The following is a 16,221-nucleotide window of genomic DNA, read 5'->3' as shown; positions in this document are numbered from 1 at the left end:
CCGCCTCTCGTCCGGGGCGGCCGTGGCCGCCTCAGGCTCGGCGGGCATAGGTGGTCACCTGACGGCGGGCCAGGTCCTCCAGGATCTCGGCGGTCGCCGACGAGCCGAACCGGGTCACGCCGACCCCGGCCATCGCCAGCAGTGTGTCCAGGCTGCGGATGCCGCCGGACGCCTTGACCTGAACCTTGGGCGAGACCGCGGAACGCATCAGGGCCAGGTCGTCGAGGGTCGCGCCGGTCGGGGCGAACCCGGTCGACGTCTTCACGAACGCGGCCCCGGCCCGCTCGGCGGCCCAGCAGGCGGCCAATTTTTCCTCGTCGGTGAGGTACGCCGTCTCGAGGATGACCTTGACGTGAGCCGCGCCGGCGGCCCGGACGATCTCCTTGATCTCGGTCTCGACCGCGGCGATGTCACCCGATCGCAGCCAGCCGATATTGATGACCATGTCGATCTCGGTCGCGCCGCGGAACACGGCCTGCTCGGTCTCGGCCACCTTCACCTCGGTGCTGGTGTCCCCGTGGGGGAAGCCGATAACGGTTCCGACCTGCACATTCGTGCCGCGGAGAAGTTCCACCGCGAGGGGCACGTCGGAGGGGCGTACGCAGACGGACGCGACCTGGTACTTCGCGGCGACGGCGCAACCCTGACGAACGTCCTCGCTGGTGAACTGGGGCTGGAGGATGGAGTGGTCGATCATGCGGGCGATCTGCGGCACCGTGAAATCCATGGCTCTGAAAGCTACCTGTCTAGACAACCGCCTGTCTAGACAGGTTGCCCCTCTCGGTAGGGTGTGCCTCATGTCCGCCGGACCAGACTTCGCGCCGCGCTACTTCCGCATCGAGCAGGAGCTCCGAGCGCGCATCGCCAAGGCGCGGCCCCACGACCCGCTGCCGTCCGAGCCGGAGCTGGCCCGCGAGTTCGGGGTCAGCCGGATGACCGCCCGGGCCGCGGTCACCCAGCTGGTGAACGACGGATTGGCGTACCGGGCGCCCGGCCGCGGCACGTTCGTCGCCGTGCCCACCGGACCACGCCGCGCCGACAACCTGATCCGCCTCAGCGAGGAGATCCGCAAGCAGGGCAAGAAGCCGTCGTCCCGTGTGGTCAGTGCCGAACTGCGCGCGGCCACCGTGATCGAGGCCACCCGGCTGCGGCAGCGCGCCGGTGACGTCGTGGCGATCTATCGCGTACGGCAGGCCGACGGCGACCCGTTCGCGTTCGAGCACGCCTGCTACCCCGGAGTTCTCAACGCGCTGCTCGACTTCGACCTCTCCGGTTCGGTGCACGAGGCGCTCGTCGCGCTCGGCCGCATCCCGACCCGGGGCACCTCGACGATCACCGCCCAGCCGGCCAACGACGAGGACGCCCGCGAGCTCGGCGTCCCGGCCGGCACCGCGCTGCTGGTCGAGGAACGGCTCATCCTGGACCAGGAAGGGCGGCCGCTGGAGTTGAGCGAGTCGCGCTACAACGGTACGAAATACCGGCTCGATGTAGCCTTCGGGGTGGAGCCGCACCAGTAATCCCTGTGACACGATTTCGGCGTGCGCATCGAGCTTTTCGGCGGTTTCCGGGTCCTGGTCGACAATGCTCCGGTTCCGCCCGAGTCGTGGTCCCGGCGTGCACCTGCGGTGCTGGTCAAGATGCTTGCGCTGGCATCCGGTCACCGGCTCCGGCGGGAGCGGCTGATGGACGCGATCTGGCCGGATCTCGACCCACCGGCGGCCGCCGCCAATCTGCGTAAGGCATTGCATTCGGCCCGGAGAATTGTCGGCGCCGAAACGATCGTCTCGGCCGGGGATCTGTTGTTCTTCCCGGTTGACGCCGTTTCGGTCGACGTGAGCGATTACTGGTCCCTGGTCACCGCCGCCCGGGGCTCGCGGGACCTGGGCGTCTACGCCGCGGCCATCGACCTCTATCGCACCGGCCTGCTGCCCGAGGACCTGTACGAGGACTGGGCGACCGCACCCCGTGACGAGCTCCGGGCCGACTGGCAGATCCTGGTCGAGGAGTACGCGGGGCTGCTGGAGACCGGGGGCGACCTGAACGGCGCCGCGCGGGCCGTGCAGCGACTGGTCACCGCGGATCCGCTCAACGAGGACGCGCACGCCTGGCTGATGCGGCTCTACGCGCTGGCCGGTCGGCGCGACGAGGCCCAGCGGCAGTTCGCCCGGCTCCGGGACCTGCTGGCCGAGGAGCTCGGGGTCGAGCCGTCGGCCGAGACCCAGCGGCTGCACGAGGAGATCCGGGCCGAGCAGACTGCCGATCCGGCGTTGACCACCGACCTCTGGGAACGGGTCGGCGACCTGCGGGTGCAGTCCGGTGACCCGGCCGCCGCCGTGAAGGCGTACGGGCAGGTTCCGGCCGGCGACGGGCGGATCGACCGGAAACTGGCCGGGGCCTGGCTGATGCTGCACCAGCCGGCCGAGGCCGAACCGCATCTCGACCGGGCCGACCGGCTCGGGCCGGACGCGGCCGAGCGGGGACGTCTGCTCTGCCTGCGGGCCAAGCTGGCCTGGGAACGCGGCGACCTGCCGGCCGCCCGTGGGTTCGCCGAGCAGGCGCATGACCTGGCGCTCACTCACGGCGACGGGGACGACGTGGCGGCGGCGCTGGAGGCGCTCGCGTTCGTCTCCCACATGCAGGGCGACTGGCGGCCCGGGCTGCAGCAGCAGATCGAGCGGCTGGCCGAGGCCGAACTCGGATCGCGGGTGGCCCGGTTCTGCGACTTCAACCACTGCCTGAGCCAGTACCAGTTGTACGGCGACGACTTCGCCGGTGACGTCGGCGACTACGCGCGGCAGACCCTGGAGGTGGCCGAGCGCGCCGACGCGGTGCCCGCGCAGGCCTTCGCCTGGTGCCTGCTCGGCGAGTCGTTGCTGCTGGAGGGCCGGTTCGACGAGGCCGCGGCGTGCCTGGAACGCAGCTGCGAACTGTACGAGCCGCTCGGCAGCCGCTCGGTGGCGCTGCCCTGGCTGCGTCGCGCCGAACTGGCCGCCTGCGTCGGCGACCACGCCGAGGTGACGATCTTCCTCAAGCGGGCGGCGGCGATCGCGACGGTCACCCCGATGGCCCGGCACGCGTGGGCCCGGCTGCACGCCACCGCGGCGTTCGCGGCCATGGAACGCGGCGAGCCGGAACTGGTGATCCGCTCGGTGCGGGCCGCGCAGGGCACGGCCGCCCGCCACGGCGACTGCCCGACCTGCAGCGCCCTGCTGAACCCGGTCGGCGCGCAGGCGTACGCCCAGGTCGGCGATCTCGAATCGGCCCGCCTGCGGGCTGACGCGGCCGCCCAGTTCGTCGGCTCGTTCCCGAGCGCGGCGTGGCGCGCGATGGCCGACGCCGCGGCCGGTTACGCGGGCGGATCCCGCGAGCTCCTGGACGTCGCGGCCGACGGTTTCACCCGCGCCGGGCACACCTTCTGGGCCGAGCGGACGCGAGGGAACGCTCAGGGAACGCTCGCTCCGTAACTTTCTCCCCAGCGGCTGAACAAGCCACGAGAACAGGGAGAACACAATGAGTGTGACCATCGGTGACGTCGCTCCGAACTTCGTCGCGGCCACCACGGACGGTGCGATCGAGTTCCACGACTGGATCGGGAACTCCTGGGCGGTGCTCTTCTCGCACCCGAAGGACTTCACCCCGATCTGCACCACCGAGCTCGGGTTCCTGGCCGCGATCAAGCCGGAGTTCGACCGCCGCGGCGTCAAGATCATGGCGCTGTCGGTGGACCCGGTCGAGAAGCACGCGCAGTGGGCCGCCGACATCGAGGAGACCCAGGGCACCGCGCCGAACTACCCGATGATCGGGGACGCCGACTTCGTCGTCTCCAAGGCCTACGGCATGCTCGGCGCCGACGTCAGCGGGGACGCAGCCGACCGCACGGCCGCCGACAACCAGACGGTCCGCGGCGTGTACGTAATCGGCCCGGACAAGAAGATCAAGCTGATCATGCTCTACCCGATGACCACCGGCCGGAACTTCGACGAGATCCTCCGCGTGATCGACTCGCTGCAGCTGACCGCCGCGCACAAGGTGGCCACCCCGGCCAACTGGCAGCAGGGCGGCGACGTCGTCATCGCCGGCTCGGTCAGCAACGACCAGGCCCGGGACATCTTCGGCAGTTGGAAAGAGCCCAAGCCGTACATCCGCATCGTCGCGCAGCCGGCCTGATCCGCGATGCGCGTCCTGGTGCTCGGGGCCGGCTTCGGCGGGCTGGAACTGACCACCCGGCTCTCCGAGGAGCTGGGCGGCGACGTCGAGATCACCCTGATCGACAAGGGTGACGGCTTCGTCTTCGGATTCTCCAAACTGGACGTCATGTTCGGCCGCACCGTCGAGGGGGCGGTGCGGCACTCCTACGACGACCTGGTCAAACCCGGTGTGCGGTTCGTCCGGACGACCATTCGGGCGATCGACCCGGCGGCCCGGGCGGTGGAGACCGACGCCGGACGTTTCGAGGGGGACGTCCTGGTCGTCGCGCTCGGCGCCGACCTCGACCCGGCGGCGACCCCGGGCCTGGTCGAGGGCGGCCACGAGTTCTACACCGTGCCCGGCGCGTTCGCGCTCCGCGAGGTGCTGGAACGCTTCGAGGGCGGCCGGGTCGTGGTCGGCGTGACCTCGACACCGTTCAAGTGCCCGCCGGCGCCGAGCGAGACCGCGCTGATGATGCACGACTTCCTGACCGATCGTGGGCTGCGCGAAAGCTCCGAGATCGCGCTGGTCATGCCCCTGGGCACCCCGGTCCCGCCGTCGCCGGCGGCCAGCCGGGCCCTGCTCGGGGCGTTCGCCGAGCGCGGCATCGACTGGTACCCGGAACGGCTCGTGACCGGGCTCGACCCGGAACGGCGGGTCGCGATCCTGGCCGACGGCGAGGAACTTCCCTACGACCTGTTCCTCGGCGTGCCCGTGCACCGGGTGCCGGACGTCGTCCGCGACTCCGGGATGTGCGAGGACGGCTGGATCCCGGTCGACCCGCTCACCCTCGAAACAAAATTCCCCGAGGTGTACGCGGTCGGCGACGTGACCAGCGTCGGCACACCCAAAGCGGGGGTGTTCGCCGAAGGTCAGGCGGCCATCGTCGCCGAGCGCATCATCGCGCGGTTCAAGAGCCAGGAGCAGGCTTCGACGTACGGCGGTAAAGGCCTCTGTTTCGTCGAATTCGGCGGTGACCGGATCGGGCGGGTGGAGGTCACGTTCCTGCGTGGGCAGGCGTCGACCGGCCGGTTCGACGAGGCCTCGGTCGAGTATCGCGCCGACAAGTCCGAGTTCGGTGCGAGCCGGGTGAAGCGCTGGTTCGGGCGATAAACGAGTTCCGGCACGGCGGCGGGTGTGGGTAGCCTCGTCGTCGTGCCGTACCAGTTCTACCTCTGAGCTCACCCGAGCCCGCCCGCCGCGAGAACGCGCGCCGGGTGGCTCGCCGCTGTCCACGAACAGCCCTCGCGCTGTTGTCGACCAGCCGTGCTCTCGCTGTTGTCGACCCGCAGCGCTCTCGCTCAGAGGAAAATCGGCATGCCTGCCACCGTCACGCAGCTCGTTGCTGCTGGAATTCGCGCCGATCGTGCGCGCCTGTCCGGAATCGATCTCGCGGTGTCGCCCGGGTCCCGTTGGGGGATCATCGGGGAGAACGGCCGCGGCAAGACCACCCTGCTGCGGATCCTGGCCGGGACACTCGCCCCGGACGCCGGGACCGTGCAGCTCACCGGCACCCTCGGGGTCGCCGATCAGGAACTCTCGTTCGAACCCGGGGACACCGTCGGGACGCTCGTCGAAGCGGCACTGTCCGAGTCCCGGGCCGCGCTGCTCGCCCTGGACCGGGCCGCGGCCTCGCCCGGGTTCGCCGCCGACGACTATGCCCGGGCGCTGGACGCGGCCGAGCGGCTCGACGCGTGGGACGCCGACCGCCGTGTCGACCTCGCCCTGAAACGGCTCGATGCGATCGCCGATCGGGGGCGGCGGCTGGACACGCTCTCGGTCGGGCAGCGATACCGGGTACGGCTGGCCTGCCTGCTCGGGGCCGCCCACGACTTTCTGCTCATGGACGAGCCGACAAATCATCTCGACGCGGACGGGCTCGACTTCCTGACCGAACAATTGCGGTCGCATCCGGGCGGGGTCGTGGTGGTCAGTCACGATCGGGCGCTGCTCGGTGACGTCGCCACGACAATTCTTGACCTGGACCCCACAGTGGACGGGAAGCCCGCGGTCTATGGCGGGGGATTCGCCGGGTATCAGAGTGGGCGGGCCGCGGCATCGGCCCGGTGGGAACAGGCCTACGAGGAACAGATCGCCGAACGGGAACGGCTCTCCGGCGCGTTGAGTCAAGCGCAGAATCGGCTGGTCACCGGGTGGCGGCCGGACAAAGGGGTGGGACGGCACAAGCGGGCCACCCGGGCGCCCGGGCTCGTGCGGTCGGTGCATCGGCGGCAGGAAGAACTGCATCGGAACGCGGTCACCGCACCCGTGCCGCCGGCCCGGTTCCGGATGCCGGCACTGCCGGAACGGCCCGGAATCACGCTGCTGGCGGCCGAAGGGATCACGGTCGGGGAGCGGCTGCGGACACCCGTTTCGCTGGCGCTGGAATCGGGGTCGCGACTGGTGCTCACCGGGACGAACGGGGCCGGGAAATCCACGCTGCTGGCCGCGCTCGCCGGAATTCTCGAACCTTCCTCGGGTACGGTTTCTCGCGCTCCCGGCGTACGCGCAAGTCTTCTGACGCAGGAGTCGGCGACCCGAGTGACCACTTCCGGTCGGCTCGCCGCGGGTGATGCCGGGCCGCCGTTGTCGACCGGGCAGCGGCGCCGACGGGATCTGGCCGCGGTGCTGGCGACCGAACCGCACGTGCTGCTGCTCGACGAACCGACCAACCACCTGTCGATCGCGCTCGTCGACGAGCTGACCGAGGCGCTGTTGCATACGCCGGCCGCGGTGGTCGTCGCCACCCACGACCGGCAACTGCGCAAGGACCTGGCCGCCTGGCCCGAACTCCACCTCCCCTGACACGCGCGCGTCCACCCAGCTGGCGCTGACGGCTGCTCCGCCGCCTTGAGGTAGCCCTCAGCGCCAGCTCGGGCTTGCCAGCTGGTGCTGACGGCTGCTCCGCCGCCGTGAGGCAGCCCTCAGTGCCAGCTCGGGCTTGCCAGCTGGTGCTGACGGCTGCTCCGCCGCCTTGAGGTAGCCCTCAGCGCCAGCTCGGGCTTGCCAGCTGGTGCTGACGGCTGCTCCGCCGCCGTGAGGCAGCCCTCAGTGCCAGCTCGGGCTTGCCAGCTGGCGCTGACGGCTGCTCCGCCGCCGTGAGGCAGCCCTCAGTGCCAGCTCGCGTGTGGTGGCTGGGGTCAGAGCCAGGTGGTGGCGAGCCAGGCGGTGACGGCGGCGGCGAGCAGGAGGGCGATGTTGAGGCCGATCAGTTTGGTCTCGCCGCGGGAGACGTGGGTGATGATGCCGCCGACCTGGATCAGGACCAGGCCGATGGCGGCGACGAGGGCCAGGGCGACCGCGATGCCGGTGAGCGGGGGCAGGATCAGGCCGAGCGCGCCGAGCACCTCCAGCCCGCCGATGACCCGGACCAGCGGCATCGGGATCTGGTCGACCCAGCCCATCATCGGCCGCAGCCGATCCTGGCTCCGGACGACCTTGATGCCGCCGCTGTAGAGGTAGAAGAGGGCGAGCAGCCCGCCCAGGATCCAGTACGCGATCTCCATGCCGACCCCAATGGTTACCGGTAGTAAGTGACCACATGATGCGTCAGTATTGGGAGGCTTACAAAAGGCACACGGGTGTGCCCAAGGCACAGGGGGATGCGTGTCGGAGTACGAACACACCTGCATGATCCGGGGCGACGGCGGCAAGACGCTGCGCGCGATCCTCGACCACATCTGCAACAAGTGGACGCTGCTGATCGTGGCGACGCTCGACCAGGGCACGCTGCGTTTCAGCGACCTGGTCCAGCAGATCCCCGGCATCTCCCAGCGGATGCTGACCCTGACGTTGCGGAACCTGGAGCGGGACGGCCTGGTCGACCGGGAGGTGTTCGCCGAGGTGCCGCCGAGGGTGGAGTACACGCTGACCCCGGTCGGCAAGAGCCTGATCCCGCCCGCGCTGGCCCTGGCCGGCTGGGCGATCGAACACATCCCGCACATCGAGGCGAGCCGGGAGGCCTATCAGGCGCGCTGATCCAGCGGCAGTTCGATGGTGAACGTGGCGCCCCGGCCGGGTGCGCTGCTCACCGACACCGTTCCGCCGTGGGCCTCGGCGAGTTTGCGGACGATCGAGAGGCCGAGACCGCTGCCACCGGTCTGGCGGCTGCGCGACTTGTCCGCGCGCCAGAACCGTTCGAAGATCAAGGCCTGCTGCTCGGGCGGGATACCCGGGCCGGTGTCGCTGACGTCGATGCGGAGCGTTGCTGATCCCGTACGGGAAAGAATGTCGATCCTGCCCCCGGAGGGTGTGTGGCGGATCGCGTTGGTGATCAGGTTGCCGACCGCCTGCCGCAGCCGGATCGGGTCGGCGGTGATCACCGTGGGCGGCGCTGTGGTCCGCAACAGGATGCCGGCCTTCTCGGCGGCGCCCGCGAACGCGTCGGCGACCGCCGGGAGCAGGTCGGCGATCTCCACCGGCTGCGGGTGCAGGCGCAGCTCACCGGCGTCGGCCGCGGAAAGATCCTGCAGGTCGTCGATCACGTGCTGGAGCAGCAGAGCCTCCTCCAGCAGGGAGAACATCAGGTCACGGTCGAGCGGGACGACGCCATCGGCGGCGGCTTCGAGCCAGCCCCGGATGTTCGTCACCGGCGTACGCATCTCGTGCGCGATGTCGCCGACCATCGCGTGCCGCAACTGCTCGACGTGCCGTCGGCGCTCGGCCATGTCGTTGAAGGCCGTGGCCAGACGGGCGACCTCGTCACGCCCGGTCACCTTGACCGAGGCGGTCGCGTCGCCGTCCCGCATCCGGCCGGCGGCCGCCGTCAAGGCCCGCAGCGGGCGGACCAGACGCACCCCGACCAGGGCGGTCACGCCGATCGCGGCGAACAGGACGAGACCCGTGACGGCGACGATCCGGATCTGGTTCGGCCGCGACAGGTCGAGCGCGGCCGGCGTGGTGTGACCCGGAGTGGTGACGAACAGTAGCGCGGCCGGGGCGGTCCAGCTCGCCAGCTGCTCACGGCGGCCCGCGGTCAGGCAGTCGGCGACCGGTTGGTTGCGGCGCTCGCCGGAACGCGCCGACTCCGGATCGGCCCAGGTCCACGTGTTGGCCAGCCCCACCTTCACGGCCGGGATGCGCTGCCGGGCCAGGCAGGCGTTGACCAGCTTGTCGAGCCGGGCGAGAGCCTTCGTCTCGGTGGCGGTCGGCGCGGCCAGGGCGGCGCGTCCCTCCGCGCAGGTCACGGTGTCGGCGTTCAGGTCCGAGCCCGGTGTCTCGATCCGCGACCGGCCGTTGGGCTCCTCGACGATCTCCGCGTTGTGCGGCTGCGCGCGGGGCTGGTTCTCGCCGGCCGGGGCCGGGGCGCTCAACGGATCGAGCAGGCAGTTCTGCACGCGGGTGGCGATGTCGTGCAGGTCGGCCCGCTCGGCCGCGGTCAGCCGGAACGGGCCGATGGCGCGCGGATCGATGCGGTCGTCCGAGCTGGCCGGTTCCGGGTTCGCCGACGCGGTCAGCAGGGAACTCGTGTTGAGCGGATCGACGATCGCCGAAGGCTGCTCGGGCAGGGCGCCGTCGGCCGAGTCGGCGATCGGCTCGCGGGCCTGGCCGGTCAGGACGATGCGGTGCCCGGTCTGCCGGCCCAGCTTGATGATCACCGGGCCGACCTGGGACCAGTCCCGGTGGGTGGCCGCGTAACCGAGCAGCGTGTCGTAGATCCGGGCGTCGTCGGAGAGGGCCTGGCCCTGTTCCTGCTGGATGGCGCGGGTGGTGGTGCGGACCGCGAGCCAGGCGGTGGCGGCGATCGAGAGCAAGGAGACGACTGCGGAAAGTACGAGCAGCCGGCGTAGGAGGCTGCCGCGGCTTTTCCGGCTCGGCGGCATATCGTCGCTCGCCCGTTTGGTGGCGCTCGGCTGCATTTTGTCGCGCGATTCAGCCGTCGGCCAGCTTGTAGCCGACGCCGTAGACGGTGAGCAGCCGCGTCGGGCGGCGCGGATCCGACTCGATCTTGCGGCGCAGGTTCATCACGTGCACGTCGACCGTGCGGGCGGTGACATACGCGTCGAAACCGTGCAGGTGCCGCAGCAGCATCTCGCGCGTGAACACCCGGCCGGGCTCGGCCGCCATCGTCCGGAGCAGGTGGAACTCGCCCGGCGTGCACGTCACCGGCCGCCCGTCGGCGCGCACCTCATGACGTACCGGATCGACCTGAAGATTGCCGACCCGCAGCACCGGATCCTGCGCCCGGACACCCGGACGGTTCCGGCGCAGCAGCGTGCGCACCCGGGCGGCCAACTCGCGCGGGCTGTACGGCTTCGTCATGTAGTCGTCGGCACCCAGATCCAGCCCGAGCAGCAGATCGTCCTCGCCGCTGCGAGCGGTGAGCATCAACACCGGCAGCTCCGAATCGCGCCGCAGGATCCGGCACACGTCCAAGCCGTCCACGCGTGGCATCATCACGTCGAGCACCAGCAGGTCGGGCGGGTTCTGCCGAATCTCCTCCAGCGCGGCCCGGCCGTCACCGACCACGATCACGGCGTGACCCTCGTGCTCCAGGTACCGCTGCACGAGTTCAGCCTGCTTCGGATCGTCCTCGGCGACCAGCACGTATGCGCACACGGCGGGGAGTCTAGGCCCGTTCCGCACCGCCAACAGGTCGAGAACCGGACGACTACCGGACGACAACAAGTTTCTGACAAGTCCTGACCAGAGTGCCCCCCATGCCGAAGATCCTCTATTTGAGCGCCCTGCTGTTGCTGGGCGCGTGCAGCTCACCGGCCCCGGCCGCGTCCACCGCCACCGGCGGCGGCGACGTCGCCACCCTCGCGAGCGCCGCGCCCACCACCGCCAAGTCGGCCACCTCGGAGACGCGGCCGCCGCTGCGCCTCGACACCAGCGACGAGGAACGTGATCGGTTCTTCACCACCTACGACGACTGCCTGGTCGCGCACGGGGTCAAGACCAACCCGGTGGACCAGGCCGGACCGGCCGGGCCCGGACGACGCCTCGACCAGAGCGGCGAGCCCAAGTCGGCCTACGTCGCCTGCGCGGGCAAGCTGCCGCTGCAGCCGCCCGAACTGGACGAGGACATCAACCCGAACTTCGCCGCGCAGTGGAACGACAACGTCAAATGCCTGCGCGCGCACGGCCTCAAGGTGCACGTGACCAAGCCGGGCGAATGGACCTACGACTCGTCGGACACCGCCATCCCGGCCAACCAGACGGAGATCGAGCACGACTGCCTGCTCGAGGCCTTCGGCCATGGCTCTTAGGGCGGCCCTCAAGGCGGCGACCGCGGTCGTCTCGGTCGCGCTGATCGCGGCCGGCGCGACGTTCGCGGTGCGCGGTCGCCGTCCGGCGCCGCCGGCGCCGATCGCCCAACCGACGACCAACACCATTGAGGTACGGAAGATGGATCTCACCGATGAACGGACAGTGAGCGGGACCCTCGGCTTCGGCCCGGCGCGAGTCGTCAAGGGCGTCGGCGAGGGCGTGATCACCAAACTTCCCGCGGTCGGCCTGAAAACCAAGCGTGGCCAGGAGTTGTACCGGGTCAACGACCAGCCGGTGGTGGTCCTCTACGGTGACACGCCGCTCTTCCGGCCCCTGGACAAACCGGGGCTGACCGGGCGGGACGTGGTGGAGGTCCGCAAGAACCTGGACGCCCTCGGTTACTCCGCGCGATCGCTGCACCCGGAGGTGTCGGACGCCGGGTTGATCGCCGCACTCAAGCGGTGGCGGAAAGATCATGGCCTGCCCGGCCCGGGCCTGACCCCGGAGGGCGCCGTGGTGCTGGCCGGACCCAGCCGGGTCAGCGAGGTCACGGCCCAGGCCGGCGATCCGGCCGCGGGGCCGCTGCTGTCGATCACCGCCACCGAAGCGGTGGTCTCCGTGTCGATGAGCCCGGCCGACGCCGCATCCGTCCACACCGGAACCAAGGTCACCGTGATCGCGCCGTCCGGCACCTCCGCACCCGCCAAGATCACGTCGATCGGCCGGGCCGTCGCCGAGGGCGAAGGCGGCGAATCGGCCAAGGTCGACGTCGTCATCACCCCGAACAAACCGATTTCGGCGTACGACGCGGCGGCCGTCCAGGTGCGGATCACCACACTCGCCCGCAAGGGCGTGCTGGCCGTCCCGGTGGGTGCGCTCGTCGCGCTGGCCGAGGGCGGGTATGCCCTGCAACGCCCGGACGGATCGCTGGTGGCGGCCAAGACCGGCGTCTTCGCCGGGGGAATGGTGCAGGTCAGTGGCCCCGGAGTCACCGACGGCCTGACCGTGGTGACCACCCCATGACAGCCTCGGCCCCACCACCCCGGCCCGGGCCGCGGTCGGTCGTCTCGTCGCACCCCGCGGCGGCGGATTCGGTGCTGTCGATGCGGGACGTCACCCGGGTGTATCGCGGTGGGGTGACGGCCCTGGCCGGGGTCTCGCTGGAGCTGGCGCGCGGCGAACTCGCGGCGATCGTCGGGCCGTCCGGTTCCGGGAAGTCGACCCTGCTGCACATCATGGGCACGCTCGACCTGCCGACCAGCGGAACCGTCGCGATCGAGGGCCGGGACGTCACCGCCCTCTCCGACCGCCGGCTGGCCGAGCTGCGGGGACGCCGGATCGGCTTCGTCTTCCAGCAGTTCCACCTGATCGACGGGCTGAGCGCGACCGAGAACGTGGCGACCGGGCTGCTGCACGCCGGAGTCCCCGTGCGCCGGCGCCGGGCGCTCGCCGAGGAGGCGCTCGACCGGGTCGGGCTGAGTCACCGGCGGGAACACCGGCCGGGCCAGCTCTCCGGCGGTGAGAAACAGCGGGTCGCGATCGCCCGGGCCGTGGTCAACGCGCCGGCGCTGGTGCTGGCCGACGAGCCGACCGGCGCGCTCGACTCGGCCAACGGAGAAGCCGTGCTGGACCTGTTGACCAGGCTCAACGCCGAAGGGGCGACGATCGTGGTGATCACCCACGACCGGGAGATCGCGGCCCGGCTGCCTCGGCGGATCACCATCCGGGACGGGCGGATCGATGCGACCCGGTGACATGCTGCGGCTCGGGCTGGTCGGCCTGCGCACCCGCAAGCTGCGGGCCGCGCTTTCCGCCCTCGGCATCGCCATCGGGATCGCGACCATGCTGGTGGTGACCGGGATCCCGGCGTCCAGCCGGCAGGCGGTGGCCGATCGCCTGGCCGCGCTCGGCACGAACCTGCTGCGCGTCCAGCCGCAGAGCGTGGGCGACACGCCGACGCCGTTGCCGGTCGAGTCGGTGGACATGGCCGCGCGGATCGGCCCGGTGACCGGGGTCAGCGCGGTCGCCAACGTGCACGCGGTGGTGCGCCGGTCGGACCTGATCGACCCGTACGACGGATCCGGCCTGACCGTGCTGGCCGCCCGCACCGACCTGCTGGCCGCGGTGAACGGGCAGATGCGCTCGGGTCGCTTCCTCACCACGGCGACGTCCCGTTTCCCGACCGTGGTGCTGGGTTCGGAGGCGGCGGCCCGGCTCGGGCTGATCGAGCTCCGGCCGGACCGGCCGGCGTCACAGGTGAGCATCGGGAATCGCTGGTTCACCGTGACCGGCATCCTGGCACCGGTGCCACTCGCGCCCGACCTCGACCAGTCGGTGCTGGTCGGCTGGGATGTGGCCGGCCGGATACTCGGCTTCGACGGGCATCCGACGGTCATCTACGTCCGCTGCCGGGAGCCGGCCATCGAAGAGGTCCGCGCGGTGCTGCCGGCCACGGTCAGCCCACAGCTGCCCGGGCTGGTCCGAGTCTCCCGCCCGTCCGACGCGCTGGCCGCGAAACGGGCCGCGGACAGCGCCTTCGGCGCCCTGCTGCTCGGCCTGGCCGGAGTGTCGCTCCTGGTGGGCGGCGTGGGCGTGGCCAACACGATGGTGATCTCGGTCCTCGAACGTCGCCGCGAGATCGGTCTGCGCCGCGCTCTGGGTGCTCCTCGTGGTCACATCCGCCTCCAGTTCCTGGCCGAATCGGTTCTTCTCTCCGCGCTCGGCGGTGGCATCGGCACGGCCATCGGCGTGGCCGCCACCCTCGGGTACGCGACCTGGCAGCGCTGGCCCCCGGTGATCCCACCGGTCTCCGTCGCCGCCGGCCTCGGCGGCGCCCTCCTGGTCGGGATGATCGCCGGCGTCTACCCGGCGATGCGGGCCGCCCGTCTCACCCCGACCTCAGCCCTCGCTGCCTGACCGCGGCGGTGTACGCCGTTCGGCCCTCGCCGCCTGACCGTCCTGTTCGAGTGCCGCGCCCCTGCCCCCCGTTTCGCGGCAGGGGCGCGGACTCACTTGCAGTGCCAGATCACCGGCTGAATCTCGTCGTTGGCGTCGTCGGACTGGCCGGCGGCGGTTCGGCCGTCGTCGCTGAGCGTGTAGGCGATGTCGGCCAACTGGTCGCCGCGGGCCGGGGCCAGGCCCGGCAGCGAGATCACCCGGTCGTCGGCCAGCAGCTTGGCACCGCCCTCGGGACCGATCCCGGTCTGCCAGCCCAACGCGTTCACCCCGAACGCGCCCTTGTCGATCCGGTCGACGAGCGTCACCTTCCCGGTGCGCAGATTCCAGCGGGCCGCCTGGACCGCACCCTGCGCCTTCTTCGCCCCGGAGGCGGCCGAACCGGCGCCGCCCTCGTTCACCACCCCGTTGACCCAGCCTTGGCGGATGTGGAAGAGCCGGCCTTCGAGCTGCTTGCCGCCCAGGTCGGGCATGGGCAGCGCGTGGTGGGTGCCGTCCGGCAACCACACATAGGGCACCTTGTTGTCGAGGGTGCCGATCACGGTGCCGTCCTCGTCGATGTCGACCGCCGTCGCCGACTGGGTGCCCTCCGGGACGGGCAGCCGCGTCGGATACGACGACGAGGTGGCCCAGAGCAGCGGGTGAACGCCGTCGTCGCCGGCGACCTCGCCCTTGTCGTTGATCGCATACGCCGAAGCGCCCTGGGTGCCGGGCAACTGGTCGACCTTGCCGTTGCGATAGACGAACGGCATCGGGGTGTTCTCCGCGACGTAGCTCCAGCCGACCGCGGTGCCACTCGTGTTCACATCGGTCAGCTGCTCCTCGGTGTCGCCGGGCAGCGCAACCTCCCGGGCCACGCCGTCGTGCCAGATGATCGCCTGGGATCCGCCGCCCTTCGGACTGGACCGGCCCACGAAGAACTTCCCGGTCGGGTCGCTGCCGAAGATCAGGGCCGAGGGCGCGGCATTCGGCACCGGCATCCGCTCGATCACGCAGCTCGTGGGAGCGTTCGCGGCGGTCGCCGCTGTCGCTGAGGCCGCCGGTGGCAACGGAATGGTCGCCCGTGGCGAGCTGATCATCATGCCGCCGGCGACGGCGGCCACGGTGAGCGCGGCGGCACCCGCATAGCCTGCACCACGAACCGCCCGCTTGCGGCGCGCGGTCGAGATCGCCAACGCGATGTCCACGGTGGAGGGCGAGCGTGGCTCGGTGTCGAGCGGGCGCAGCAGGTCGAAGTCGGATGGCATGTCGGCTCCTCAGGTCGTGGCGGCGAGTTCCGGCTCGCCGAGCAGGCGTCGCAGAGTGGCGAGTCCACGGGAGGCGTGGCTCTTGACCGTTCCGGTGGAGCAGCCGAGAGTTGTCGCGACCTCCTCGACCGGCAGGTCGTAGAAGTACCGGAGGACGAGCACGGCCTGCTGGCGCCGTGGCAGCCGGGCCAGGGCGGCGCGGACGAGCTGGCGATCCTCGAACCCGTCGGGCTCGACCGGGGGTGGCTCGGGCGCGTGCCGGAACAGCAGCACCCGGGCCCACTGCCGCCGGCGCTCGTCCACGAACGTCCGGACCAGCATGGTTCGCACATAGGCGTCCAGGTGCTCGGCGGCGCTCGCTCTTCGCCACTTGAGGAACAGCGTGGTGATCGTCTGCTGCACCAGGTCGTCGGCCCGGTGATCGTCACCGGCGAGGAGAAACGCGAGCCGTCTCAGCGCGGGTAGGCGCGCTGTGACGTACTCGATGTACTCCTTCTCCGAGCCATCCCGCATGGCGCCCGCCTTCCTTCGATTCATCACCCCTCAGACGCATCCGGCCGAGTGTCCGGTTGTCATGCCGTCGCGACCAGTTTGCCGATTTCTTGAGACGCGCTCCCGT

The 16,221-nt window shown here is 70.9% G+C and carries 16 protein-coding genes; 10 read left to right on the top strand and 6 right to left on the bottom strand.

The window, feature by feature from the left end; genetic code table 11:
• Positions 1 to 31 precede the first annotated feature (31 nt).
• The gene (gene deoC / locus ACSHV8_RS38830; RefSeq protein ID WP_436524268.1) at positions 32 to 727 is read right to left on the bottom strand and encodes a deoxyribose-phosphate aldolase; all 696 of its coding nucleotides are present in this window, start codon (positions 725 to 727) and stop codon (positions 32 to 34) included.
• Positions 728 to 797: 70 nt separating this feature from the next.
• Here deoC and ACSHV8_RS38825 point away from each other — a divergent pair, with 70 nt between their 5' ends.
• The 5 genes from ACSHV8_RS38825 (at position 798) to ACSHV8_RS38805 (ending at position 6,993) form a co-directional block, all read left to right on the top strand.
• Positions 798 to 1,517, top strand: a complete 720-nt coding sequence (locus tag ACSHV8_RS38825; protein WP_436524266.1) for a GntR family transcriptional regulator — start codon at positions 798 to 800, stop codon at positions 1,515 to 1,517.
• 21 nt (positions 1,518 to 1,538) lie between these two features.
• Positions 1,539 to 3,464, top strand: a complete 1,926-nt coding sequence (locus ACSHV8_RS38820; protein ID WP_436524264.1) for a BTAD domain-containing putative transcriptional regulator — start codon at positions 1,539 to 1,541, stop codon at positions 3,462 to 3,464.
• Between the two features lie 46 nt (positions 3,465 to 3,510).
• Positions 3,511 to 4,167, top strand: a complete 657-nt coding sequence (locus tag ACSHV8_RS38815; RefSeq protein WP_436524262.1) for a peroxiredoxin — start codon at positions 3,511 to 3,513, stop codon at positions 4,165 to 4,167.
• A 6-nt stretch (positions 4,168 to 4,173) separates the two neighbouring features.
• Positions 4,174 to 5,301 carry an NAD(P)/FAD-dependent oxidoreductase gene (locus ACSHV8_RS38810; RefSeq protein WP_436524261.1) on the top strand — a complete coding sequence of 376 codons (1,128 nt, stop codon included), beginning with the start codon at positions 4,174 to 4,176 and terminating at the stop codon, positions 5,299 to 5,301.
• Positions 5,302 to 5,505: 204 nt separating this feature from the next.
• Positions 5,506 to 6,993, top strand: coding sequence for an ABC-F family ATP-binding cassette domain-containing protein (locus ACSHV8_RS38805; RefSeq protein ID WP_436524259.1), 1,488 nt, complete (start codon positions 5,506 to 5,508; stop codon positions 6,991 to 6,993).
• Positions 6,994 to 7,328: 335 nt separating this feature from the next.
• On the opposite strand, the gene ACSHV8_RS38800 is transcribed toward ACSHV8_RS38805, so the two are convergent.
• Positions 7,329 to 7,694 carry a DoxX family protein gene (locus ACSHV8_RS38800; protein ID WP_436524257.1) on the bottom strand — a complete coding sequence of 122 codons (366 nt, stop codon included), beginning with the start codon at positions 7,692 to 7,694 and terminating at the stop codon, positions 7,329 to 7,331.
• A 100-nt stretch (positions 7,695 to 7,794) separates the two neighbouring features.
• On the opposite strand from ACSHV8_RS38800, the gene ACSHV8_RS38795 reads away from it, so the two are divergent.
• Positions 7,795 to 8,166: a winged helix-turn-helix transcriptional regulator gene (locus ACSHV8_RS38795; protein WP_436524255.1), complete on the top strand. Its 372-nt coding sequence runs from the start codon at positions 7,795 to 7,797 to the stop codon at positions 8,164 to 8,166.
• On the opposite strand, the gene ACSHV8_RS38790 is transcribed toward ACSHV8_RS38795, so the two are convergent.
• Positions 8,154 to 9,941 carry a sensor histidine kinase gene (locus ACSHV8_RS38790; RefSeq protein WP_436524253.1) on the bottom strand — a complete coding sequence of 596 codons (1,788 nt, stop codon included), beginning with the start codon at positions 9,939 to 9,941 and terminating at the stop codon, positions 8,154 to 8,156. The genes ACSHV8_RS38795 and ACSHV8_RS38790 overlap by 13 nt on opposite strands.
• 118 nt (positions 9,942 to 10,059) lie before the next feature.
• Complete coding sequence (locus ACSHV8_RS38785) at positions 10,060 to 10,746, bottom strand: response regulator transcription factor (RefSeq protein ID WP_436524251.1); 687 nt, start codon at positions 10,744 to 10,746, stop codon at positions 10,060 to 10,062.
• 101 nt (positions 10,747 to 10,847) lie between these two features.
• Between ACSHV8_RS38785 and ACSHV8_RS38780 the strand changes: the two genes are divergently transcribed.
• The 4 genes from ACSHV8_RS38780 (at position 10,848) to ACSHV8_RS38765 (ending at position 14,316) form a co-directional block, all read left to right on the top strand.
• On the top strand, positions 10,848 to 11,399 hold the full coding sequence (locus ACSHV8_RS38780) for a hypothetical protein (RefSeq protein ID WP_436524249.1): 552 nt from the start codon (positions 10,848 to 10,850) through the stop codon (positions 11,397 to 11,399).
• Positions 11,389 to 12,423, top strand: coding sequence for a hypothetical protein (locus ACSHV8_RS38775; RefSeq protein ID WP_436524247.1), 1,035 nt, complete (start codon positions 11,389 to 11,391; stop codon positions 12,421 to 12,423). Before ACSHV8_RS38780 ends, ACSHV8_RS38775 begins: the two co-directional genes overlap by 11 nt.
• 80 nt (positions 12,424 to 12,503) lie before the next feature.
• The gene (locus ACSHV8_RS38770) at positions 12,504 to 13,154 is read left to right on the top strand and encodes an ABC transporter ATP-binding protein (protein ID WP_436537104.1); all 651 of its coding nucleotides are present in this window, start codon (positions 12,504 to 12,506) and stop codon (positions 13,152 to 13,154) included.
• On the top strand, positions 13,141 to 14,316 hold the full coding sequence (locus ACSHV8_RS38765; protein ID WP_436524245.1) for an ABC transporter permease: 1,176 nt from the start codon (positions 13,141 to 13,143) through the stop codon (positions 14,314 to 14,316). Before ACSHV8_RS38770 ends, ACSHV8_RS38765 begins: the two co-directional genes overlap by 14 nt.
• Before the next feature lie 92 nt (positions 14,317 to 14,408).
• Here ACSHV8_RS38765 and ACSHV8_RS38760 read toward each other — a convergent pair whose 3' ends face one another.
• Complete coding sequence (locus ACSHV8_RS38760) at positions 14,409 to 15,602, bottom strand: hypothetical protein (RefSeq protein WP_436524243.1); 1,194 nt, start codon at positions 15,600 to 15,602, stop codon at positions 14,409 to 14,411.
• Positions 15,603 to 15,611: 9 nt separating this feature from the next.
• On the bottom strand, positions 15,612 to 16,115 hold the full coding sequence (locus tag ACSHV8_RS38755; protein ID WP_436524241.1) for a SigE family RNA polymerase sigma factor: 504 nt from the start codon (positions 16,113 to 16,115) through the stop codon (positions 15,612 to 15,614).
• Between the last annotated feature and the right edge of the window lie 106 nt (positions 16,116 to 16,221).

Origin of the sequence: Actinoplanes sp. HUAS TT8 (genome assembly GCF_051380535.1) — a bacterium.
Classification (GTDB): Bacteria; Actinomycetota; Actinomycetes; order Mycobacteriales; family Micromonosporaceae; genus Actinoplanes.
This window is presented reverse-complemented; position numbering and strand designations above follow the sequence as displayed.